Genomic DNA, 9,264 nt, shown 5'->3' on the forward strand with positions numbered 1-9,264 from the left:
TATTTCTCTTATATATTATTTTTTCCAGCCTCCCACCGTGGGACTCACCGAGGGATGCTCAGTGAGGTGGCTGCACTAGTAAATAGTAGCGAGGCGGTGCAAACGACCGAAAAATTTAAAAATTCTTGAAAAATAGTTTTCCGCCCATGGCAACGGCCCTTGAAATTTGGGCCTGTTTGGCTTGAAAAACGGCTTTTTTAGCAGCTAGAAGAGGCTTTTTTGCGTATAACAGGGTATGACAGGCACCCGCAAAAGACAGTTGCAGCGGCGATTTTGCCGGCATCATTACCCGGTCAAAACCTTCCGGGGCGACCCCAGCCGGCCGGCCTACACCCTGTACAGCTGGTGGGAGTACCCGACCTACTTGGCGGCCCTGAACGAGTTGGACGAGCTGTTAGAGCAGTGGCCCCACAACCGGGCGCGCACGGTGGCCTTATTAGCCGTGCAGCAGGCTTTCTATGAGAACGGGGCTCCGCATTGGGCCGAGGAACTGGTACACGCCGAGGACCGGGAAAACGTGCACGGCTGGATGCTGCAGGAGCGCCGATGGGCGCGGCGACGCGACCCGGAGCGCGCCGCCCGCTACGCCGAGCACCAGACGCTGGCCGAGGCCGCACTATCCGAGAGCCAGCGCCGCAAGCAAGGCCCGCCCACCGGCAAAGGGCCGCACCCGTCCCTGCAGGCCCCCCGGCAGCCGAAGGCCCTGGTATTTGCCCGCGCCCAGCCCCGGCCGAACAACCGGTCCGCCACTCGCCCCGCTACACGGCCGCACAGCTGCAGCGCGACCCGCAGGCCTACCAGGCGTCGGTAAACGAGCTAGACGAGTTATTGGCGCGCTGGCCCTACAAGCGGAACCGCATCCTCTACCTGCTGACCATGCACGAGGCGCTGGCCCAGCACGACGACCCAGCAGGCGACCCGCCGCGCCTCACGGGCCACGAGCAGGCCGAGCGCGAGGCCCGCAGCTGGTTGGCGTGTCGAAAACTCTACCCGAAATAAGGGAGCCCAAAGCGGAAAAATACCACGGCCAGGCGGTGGGGCGGTGGGGCCAAAAACCGCACTGATTCCAAGAAGTGTCCGAGAACCGTTTTTATGTTAATCAACTTTTCCCAGGAACCAGAGGGAAAAAGAACCACCCCACCACTACCCCCAAAATCCAGTTTTACTAGTCCTCTTACTGACCGAGATAGTACCGGATACCTACTCCGAAGTTTAGGAAGAACCGATCACTGAACTCGTAGAAGGAATCAGTAACCGCCACGTTGGCCAGACCATCTGCCGTTACCTCTACTCGGGGTAACAGCTCGTACCGCGCGCCCAAGCCAAGGGTGAAACTGCCTCGGGTAACGGTGGATCGTTCATCGGCTAAGAAGGGGACTTGACCAGCGGGCGTAGAGGACGAGGTGAAGTGAGCCGCAGTATGCAAGAGGGTAACGCCCCCAGTAGGTCGCCCCGAAAAGGCCCGGCCGGGTCCGTAAACGTGTAACGCGCCAGCAAGGGTACCGTGAGTGTCGTGCTGCGAATGTTGTATTGATACACGGTTAGGCCCTCACTGGGCGAGGGCTGATAAGACTGCGAATCGCTATCGTTACGCCAATTGAGTGCGGCTCCTGCTTGTAGTGCCCACTGGGGAGTAAGTTGGATGCCTACGCTAAGCGAGGGCCGGGATGACGGAGGCGGTTGTAGGAACTAGCTGGCGCATAACTCAAGGCAGAGGCTCCTACTCCCAGGTAAAAACGCGGCGAGGTAGCCGCTGGGTTTGTTTGGGCAGAACTGGTGAAAGCGAAGCTGATAAGGCAAATAACTAATAGGAAAGACTGACGCATATAGCTAGCAACAGGTTATTTTTCGAAGAAAGTTAAGAGATACAACCCAGTTCCACTAACGCCCTCTCGCCTACCATGTCCAAGATACAGCTAGCCGCCCAGGGAGCCCTGGCCACGACCCACGCACCAGCCACTTGCGCCCAGTCATCGAGTACCTGCTGGTCCAGGGTAACCGCCCGGCCCAGTGGTGGCACGAGGATGGGTGGCGGTCCGACCCGGGGGTGAGCTGCATTACGCCTTTACTGAACCCATCAATGCGGCCAGCTGCGCGAGCACTTTACCTTTCCGGACTCTATCCAGGTGCAGGATGATGGTTCGATTCGGGACAGCCTCAACCGGGTAGACATTAGCTACGACCGCCCGCAGACCCGCTTAGCTTTGATTTGCCCAAGCTATAAATGTCAGTTGGCTAGTGAGTTGACAAGCGATAACTAAACCCGGTGTTTAGTTATACAAAACGAATTGGGGGATTTGTGCCTAGATTAGCCGTGCAACAAAACGTCTAACAAAACCGCCATGCAGCCCCAATCGGACGAAACAAAACCCGAGTTAAGTACAACACTTGCCCAAAGTGCCGAAACAAAACCCGAGTTGAGTATAACGCCGGAAGAAGTAGGCGAAACAAAACCCGAGTTAAGTATAACACCTGTCGAAGCGCCCGGAGAGGGGCGAAACAAAACGAAACAAAACCCAAAACGAAGGGGGGAGGCCCCGCAAGGCTCCCGATACGGGTGTTTGGGCTGTTCGGGGGTAGATTTGGAAACGCGGGCTATCGTGGAGAAAACTGCCCAGCGCGCCGGCAAGACGATGGGCCAGTTTGTAAACGAGGACGTGCGTTCCTTCTGTCAGGGCCAGCTTACTCAATCGCAGCTGCCCGCCAGTCCCCGCGACTTGCAGGTGCAGGTAGAGCAGCTGACCCAGCTAGTCGAGGGGATTGCCGCCCGCATGGCCGAGCCCGCCCGCAAGGGGTTTTGGCAGCGCGTGTTTGGCAAGTAAAAGAATACTTGCAGGTGGCGAAGCCTAGGAAAATTCCAGATAACAGTCCAGGTTTTCTAAATCCGATTCTAAATCGGAACTGCCTGAATAATAAAAGGTTTCTTCCTCTTCTATTCCTCCATTTTCGCAGATGGTGATAAGCAGTGACGAGCCTTCACCACGGCCGGAGTCCCGCTTTTTCTCCTTGTAAAACTCCGCGTTCGGGTATCGCTCCTGTACCTCTTCAATGTATCTAGCCAAGGCGCTGTTTGTGATTGCCGGCAGATTGTCTGTTGTATTTGCCATCTGTTGAGCAGTTTAGCGGGTTTTAGTGGGTTTGTCAAATAGCGGCCCCCAGAAGTGGCTTTCTTGATTCCCAAAACAGTGAGCAGCAGGCCCGAGAGGGAGTGCGACTTGGTGTACTTGCCGGTTTTCAAGTCGTGGGCGAACTTGTTGCAGGCGGCGACGTGCGCCGGACTGCCTAGGATTTGCGCCACTAGGGCGGGCGTAGTGATGCTGAGCTGCGCGAGTAGTCGGCCAGCATTTTCAACCTGATGCGCGGCCACTCCCGGCAGCGGGTTGGCAGTAGCCCCCAGGTCGGGCAACGTGGCCACCACGTCCACAACTTGCGGCTTTACCGTGAAAACTACGTTTTTGAAGGCGCGGCCCTTCTTTTCTAGTATGTAGCTGATGCTAAGGTCCGTGTGCTCGTTGATTTGCCTGACTGCAATATCCAGCACTTTGGTTTTGAGCATGGTGACCTTGGTGTATTCCTCGTTGCCCTTCGCATCGACTAGGCCCAGCATTTTCTTGAATTCCAGCAGGTCGAATTTCTTGGTTTCGCCCACGTCTTTCCACTGGCTGCAAAGCGTGTAAATGCGTTTTGCGTGCTTGCTTGTTAGGCGTAGCGCCGAGAGCAGCTCGAAGCTGGTGAAGTTGTTTTTGAGGTCGAACAAATACGGCCGGATGGATTCGGACAGCTTCATTTCAATCCGACCTTCCCCGGTCATGTATTCAATGTGCTGAAACATCCAGAGCTGCTTGTAGCTCTTTTCCGTCATAACCTCAAACATTCGGGAGCCCATTCCCTCCGTTGCTTTACGTAAGTAGTTGTAGGCGTATTTCTTGCCGGTAATTTCGCTAAGGTCCTTTACTACAATCTCATATAGTCCGGTTGTGTCATCCTTCCGCAGCTGCGAGAGCAGGTAAAAAAACAGGTCCATTTGCAGCTCGCTATACTCGTAGCGGGCCGTTGTAATGGCGTTGTGATGACGGACTTCCAGGGCCTGTTTCATAGTGTCTAGAGCTGCTGCTTACCTGATTACAGACCAAAGGTAACCATAATTAGTAACCGTTTCCTTTCATAATGTCTTTCCGCGAATCAAAGGTTTCCCTTTGACGAATCAAAGGTTTCCTTTTGACGAATCAAAAGTGTCTTTTCGCGAATCAAAGGTTTCCTTTAGCGAATCAAAGGTTTCCTTTAGCGCTTGTATGCTTCTGAAAATCAATTAGTTATGAACCCTACAAATAGAACAAATAGCTCAAATAACACAAATTGTGTTTCGTGCGAGGAAAAAGGCTTTTAGAATTTAATGCTGAGCGATGCGGCGCAGCCCAAACAAAAACAGCAAAGTTCTAGAAGCTAGTAATTTGCGAATATTAAATAAATACTATGTAATTGGTAATCAATAGTATGTGTTAGCACAAAGCCCCAATTCGATGCCGGCTTTGTGCTGAAAAATGCCCCCTTAGACAGCCATTTTCCCGGTATTTGTACCTTCCTGGCCGTATTGCTACCCGAATACACTACCGAGCTTCTATGGCTACTTTTTTTCACTGGTTATTCGTCCTGCTTGGGGCTCTCTTATTCGGTTTTATCACGCAGCTCGTCGCCGGCAAACTGGAACGAGCACTACCCGCTGTATCTCGCGGCCTGTACCGAGCCATTGGCTTACGGGAGCCCCAGACGAGCCGTTTGATTCGTTCGGCCGGTTTGTCGGGTTATTCCTGCTCGCCGGTATCGCCTCCAACTGGCTAGGGGGCTGGCCACGCTGCTGCTGCTGGCCTGGTTGGGCTGGAACCTCTACCGCAGCGTTTCCAGCCCCCAGGACGCCGCGCCGGCCGCAGGCGGGAACCAGCCGCTGAATTTCGTGCTGCGCACCACCAGCGGCCCCGTTGTGCGCTTAGGCAACCCGTTCCGGGGTACCTTCATTGCCGGCGGCGCGGGCAGTGGCAAAAGCAAGTCGATTATTGAGCCCATCCTGCAGCAAGCGGGCGCGGCCGGCCTAACGGGCGTCGTCTATGACTTCAAGTTTCCCACGCTGGCCGAGGAAGTGGCCGGCAGCTACGCGGCGGCACCGTCACGCCCTACTTTGTCAACTTCACCGACCTGAGCCGGAGCCACCGGGTAAATCCGCTCGCCCCGCAGCTGCTGGCCACCGCCAGCTTTGCCCGCGAGGCCGCGGCCACCATCATCACCAACCTCGACGCCAAAGCCGCCCAGCAGCGCAATTTCTGGATTCAGTCGGGCGAGGTGCTGCTGGCCGGCTGCATCTGGTATTTGCGCCGCAACCACCCCGAGCAGTGCTCCTTGCCGGCAGCGGTCAGCATGATACTGGAGAGCGACGCCCCGCAGCTGCTGGCCACCCTGCAGCAGGACGAGGAAGTGCGCGGCCTCATTGCGTCGATTGCCAGCGCCAGCAAATCGGAAAACACGATAGCCGGGTGTTCTCGACCATTCAGAATTACTTGGCCGTGCTCAACACGCCGGAGATTTTTTGGGTGATGAGCGGCGACCAGGTGCCGCTCGACCTGAACCGCCCCGAGACGCCGGGCGTCCTGGTGGTGGGCAATGACCCGGCCCTGAGCACGACCTTTTCCCCGCTCATTTCCCTCATCGTGGCCACGGCCATCAAGTGCCTGAACCAGCAGGGCCGCTTGCCTAGTTTGGTGCTGCTCGACGAAGCGCCGACCCTGTTCATTCCCAACTTCGCCCAGATTCCGGCCACGGCCCGCAGCAACAAAGTGGCCACCGTGTACGCCGTGCAGGACGTGGCCCAGATGGAAGCGCTGACAAGTCGGCAGGAATCCGAAATGATTCTGGCCAACCTCGGCAACCAGTTTTGGGGCCGCACCACCAACACGGCCACGGCCGAGCGGGTGAGCAAAATGTTTGGGAAGGTGGACAAGGAATATCGCTCCACGACGTCGGGCAAAAGCAAGAGCGACCCCCTGAACATTTTCAAGCCGAGCACCCGGACCACGAGCACCAGCGAGTCGGTGAGCATCCAGCAGCGCGACAAGTTGGAGGCCCAGCAGGTGATGCGCTTCGACGTGGGCGAGTTCGCGGGCCTGGTGGTAGAGAGCCGCCGCCCGGAGTTCCGCGCCACCTTCCGAGCCGAGCCCAGCAAGGCCGTAAAAATTGCTCCGTTCCAGGAAGCCAGCCCGGCCGAGGTCGCCCAAAATTTCGGAACCATCAAAGCCCAGGTGCGGGCCATCGTGAGCGGTCCCACCAGCCCCAGCCAGGAGCCCGAGCAGCCGGTACTGGCCAGCTCAGCGCCGACCCCAGCACCAGGTCACCCAACCAACGACGAGGACGAAGGGCCGCTAGCTGGCCTGTAGGGTAGACCGGAAGCGGGAACAGGGAGGTAGTACATTTTGGAGAGCCGGGCAGCGCCTGGCCGATTCCTGAGCACTGACCAAACCTATCCTTTCGACCAGGGAGCAACCAGGGAAGAGCCGCCAGGTAACTCCTAAAAGCTAAGCTGAGGACAGGCCAGGAAGCAAGGGCAGCCGGGAAGCAATACCAGGTGAGCAGCGGCTTTTCTTCCCTCTTGTTCTGCTAGCCTGGTCAACCGGAATCGGGCAACGGCAACCCCATAACGGCGCGGACGTACCCCCTACGACATCGTTCTAGAATAGAAGCGAGCAGGAACGCTATTCCGGTCGGCTACGCCTCCCTCCATACCGTTCCGCTCGCCAGCAAATTGCTGGCTAATAGTGCCTTATGAATTAACAAGAGGGAAAGAAAAAACTCAAAGTAAGTTTATAGGTATTAGTACATTGATAATCAACACAAACTTGCATTCAAACGTGAGTTCAACCTACAAAACCATTAGCGCCGAGGAAGCCGCATACGAGGGTTCCGGAAGCTGGCCAAGGAGCACGGCCTGACCAACCCCGAACTGCTGGCCGCGATGGTGCAGTACTTCCGGGTGACCAAGGCCGACCCCCGCGAGCCCAACGGCCCGGACCTGAGCAGCGCCTTGGGCAAGCTCACGGCCAAGCTCGACCAATTGGACAAGCGCACCATTGGATTCATCCGGGAGCAGGAGAAGACCTACCTCAAGCCCATTCTGGCCGAGGTGCAGGCCGTGCACAGCTGGACCGCCGCCCCATCGGGATGACCGAGCCCCAGCTGACGGACATGGAGCAATGGCTGACGGCGGTAGTTCGCAAAGGCTTCAAGCCCGAGTACCGGCACCCGAATCTGCTGAGCAGCGCCGCCCCAGCTACGACGCCTTCCCGGAGCTGGCCCCGCTGCGCAAGGTGTTCACGACCGTACTCGGCGCGAGCTGAACCCGGCCCAGTTCATTCCGCGAGCCCCCGCGCCAGCGCCGGCCCCTGCTACCCCACCGCCCCCTTCACCCGCCACCCGCCCGCCTGATGGTTGCCAAAATCCCGAGTTCCGGCAAGGGCCTGTCCCAGCGCACCGGCAGCTGCGCGGGCCTGGTCGAGTACCTGGAAAAGGAGGTGCAAGGCCAGTGGTTCAGCCTCGACCGCGAGGACGTGCCCGCCGCCGAAGTCACGCAGACGCTCGACCGCAACAAGCGCAATTTGAACCGCGACGCCGACAAATACTACCAGGTGATACTTGCCCCGAGCCAAGCCGAGCTGCGCCATATTGGCAGCGACCCGGAGAAGCTGAAAGCCTACACGCGGGCGGCGATGGAGCAGTACGCGGCCAACTTTGGGAAGGGCATCAAGGGCAAAGACCTGGTGTACTTCGCCAAGGTGGAGCACGAGCGCACGACCGGCCCGCAGGTCCGGGCGGTGCAGCTGCAGGAAGTGGAGCGGGGCCAGAAGAAGGAAGGCGAGCAGACGCACGTTCACGTCCTGGTCAGCCGCACGGAAAACCTAGCTCGCTACACCGAGCGCAAGCAGGCCGGCGAGCTGGACCGCAAGAATCCCTACCACCTGAGTCCACTGACCAACCATAAGAACACCGAGCGCGGGGTAGTAACGGGCGGCTTCGAGCGCAAGCAGTACTCGGAGCGGGTAGAGCAGGCCTTTGACCAGGCGTTCGGCTACGAGCGGCCCCTAGTGGAAACATTCCGCTACGCCCACACGATGCAGCACGGCACCCCCGAGGAATGCGCGGTCCTACGGACCCAGGCCCTGCGCGAGCAGCACCAACGCCAGGCGGCGCAACAGTTGGCCACCGAACAGCGCCTAACGCAGGCAGAGTCAACCCAGCAGATTCAGCCGAAAATAGAGCCCCCCGACCACCTGAGCACAAGCGAAGCAGAGGCATTGGTATGTAATCGAATTGAGCGCAATACCGGAGAAAATGGACTGTACGCCCGAAGCGATGCGTTAGGAACTAGCTGGAAATCCCGGGGTTAATTACCTCTATGGAAGTCCGCGATTGTAAAGTAAATCAGTCGATAACCCCGCCAACACCGGAAGTAAGCAAGCGAATGGCAGCTGTCCGTGGCAAGGACACCAAGCCGGAAATGCTGATTAGACGCTACCTGCACGGTCAGGGCTTTCGCTATCGCCTTCATGATAAGTCCCTTCCTGGTAGTCCAGACTTGGTCTTGCCCAAGTACAAGACCGTCGTATTCGTACACGGCTGCTTCTGGCACCAGCATGGGAAGTCTTGCGGCGTCAAATCAGGCCCGCCAAGCATTAACCTTGCCTTTTGGGAGCCAAAGCTTCAGCGAAATACCGAGCGTGACCAAGCTGCTCAGAACGCCTTAAAAGCCCAAGGATGGCAAGTATTGCTGGTTTGGGAATGCGAACTTAATCGGACTCGAAGAGGCGCGACGCTTCACCGCTTGAGCGGGGCCATCATAGACGCGGTAGGACTGGACGCAATGGAATTCAACCTAGCGGCCTAGGGACGAAGGAAGGCTAGGCCGCCTGCACGGCCGTGGAGGGTGCCAGCGTAGCTGCCAAGTACTTCTTGGTTACTATGTAGTCTTCGACGTTGTTGAGCAGCGATACCATGTAACGCTTCACGTGTTGGTGCATCTGGTTTATCTGAACCATCCCGTAAACCTTGCCCACTTCATCGAAGGATTTGTTGCCATGGGCTAGGTCGTTGCGATTGTCCCTAATGGCGACCAATGGGCTGCCGTTTCCCCTAGGCTTGTCGAATCCATACTCCCTAGCCACCTTCCTGATGTGCTCGTCATCGACGTTGCCGGAGAAAATCTCCTTCTTATTGAACGTCTTGGCC

The 9,264-nt window shown here is 57.5% G+C and carries 11 protein-coding genes; 9 read left to right on the forward strand and 2 right to left on the reverse strand.

Annotated features, from left to right (window positions below):
- The first annotated feature begins 259 nt into the window (after nt 1-259).
- The 3 genes from MUN84_RS22595 to MUN84_RS22605 all read left to right on the forward strand — a co-directional run bounded on the left by MUN84_RS22595 (nt 260) and on the right by MUN84_RS22605 (nt 2,822).
- Nucleotides 260-811, forward strand: a complete 552-nt coding sequence (locus MUN84_RS22595) for a hypothetical protein (RefSeq protein ID WP_244699243.1) — start codon at nt 260-262, stop codon at nt 809-811.
- Between the two features lie 17 nt (nt 812-828).
- Nucleotides 829-999: a hypothetical protein gene (locus tag MUN84_RS22600; RefSeq protein WP_244699245.1), complete on the forward strand. Its 171-nt coding sequence runs from the start codon at nt 829-831 to the stop codon at nt 997-999.
- 1,583 nt (nt 1,000-2,582) lie between these two features.
- Nucleotides 2,583-2,822 carry a hypothetical protein gene (locus MUN84_RS22605; RefSeq protein ID WP_244699247.1) on the forward strand — a complete coding sequence of 80 codons (240 nt, stop codon included), beginning with the start codon at nt 2,583-2,585 and terminating at the stop codon, nt 2,820-2,822.
- A 110-nt stretch (nt 2,823-2,932) separates the two neighbouring features.
- Here the strand turns inward: MUN84_RS22605 and MUN84_RS22610 are convergent, their stop codons facing one another.
- Nucleotides 2,933-4,096, reverse strand: a complete 1,164-nt coding sequence (locus MUN84_RS22610) for a replication initiation protein (protein WP_244699249.1) — start codon at nt 4,094-4,096, stop codon at nt 2,933-2,935.
- A gap of 774 nt (nt 4,097-4,870) precedes the next feature.
- Between MUN84_RS22610 and MUN84_RS22615 the strand changes: the two genes are divergently transcribed.
- The 6 genes from MUN84_RS22615 (at nt 4,871) to MUN84_RS22640 (ending at nt 8,923) form a co-directional block, all read left to right on the forward strand.
- Nucleotides 4,871-5,194: a type IV secretory system conjugative DNA transfer family protein gene (locus tag MUN84_RS22615; protein ID WP_244699251.1), complete on the forward strand. Its 324-nt coding sequence runs from the start codon at nt 4,871-4,873 to the stop codon at nt 5,192-5,194.
- A gap of 190 nt (nt 5,195-5,384) precedes the next feature.
- Nucleotides 5,385-6,422: a type IV secretory system conjugative DNA transfer family protein gene (locus MUN84_RS22620; protein ID WP_410780115.1), complete on the forward strand. Its 1,038-nt coding sequence runs from the start codon at nt 5,385-5,387 to the stop codon at nt 6,420-6,422.
- A 530-nt stretch (nt 6,423-6,952) separates the two neighbouring features.
- Nucleotides 6,953-7,207: a BfmA/BtgA family mobilization protein gene (locus MUN84_RS22625; protein ID WP_317239244.1), complete on the forward strand. Its 255-nt coding sequence runs from the start codon at nt 6,953-6,955 to the stop codon at nt 7,205-7,207.
- Entirely contained in the window at nt 7,204-7,467 is a 264-nt protein-coding gene (locus tag MUN84_RS22630) for a hypothetical protein (RefSeq protein ID WP_244699259.1), read from the forward strand. Before MUN84_RS22625 ends, MUN84_RS22630 begins: the two co-directional genes overlap by 4 nt.
- Entirely contained in the window at nt 7,467-8,426 is a 960-nt protein-coding gene (locus tag MUN84_RS22635; protein ID WP_244699261.1) for a DUF5712 family protein, read from the forward strand. The genes MUN84_RS22630 and MUN84_RS22635 overlap by 1 nt, the downstream gene beginning before the upstream one ends.
- A gap of 74 nt (nt 8,427-8,500) precedes the next feature.
- Nucleotides 8,501-8,923, forward strand: a complete 423-nt coding sequence (locus MUN84_RS22640; protein ID WP_244699267.1) for a very short patch repair endonuclease — start codon at nt 8,501-8,503, stop codon at nt 8,921-8,923.
- A 13-nt stretch (nt 8,924-8,936) separates the two neighbouring features.
- Here the strand turns inward: MUN84_RS22640 and MUN84_RS22645 are convergent.
- Nucleotides 8,937-9,264 (reverse strand): MAE_28990/MAE_18760 family HEPN-like nuclease (locus MUN84_RS22645; protein WP_244699264.1); only part of this gene is annotated, 328 nt, incomplete at its 5' end.

The sequence above is a fragment of the Hymenobacter sp. 5516J-16 genome (genome assembly GCF_022919335.1).
Classification (GTDB): domain Bacteria; phylum Bacteroidota; class Bacteroidia; order Cytophagales; family Hymenobacteraceae; genus Hymenobacter; species Hymenobacter sublimis.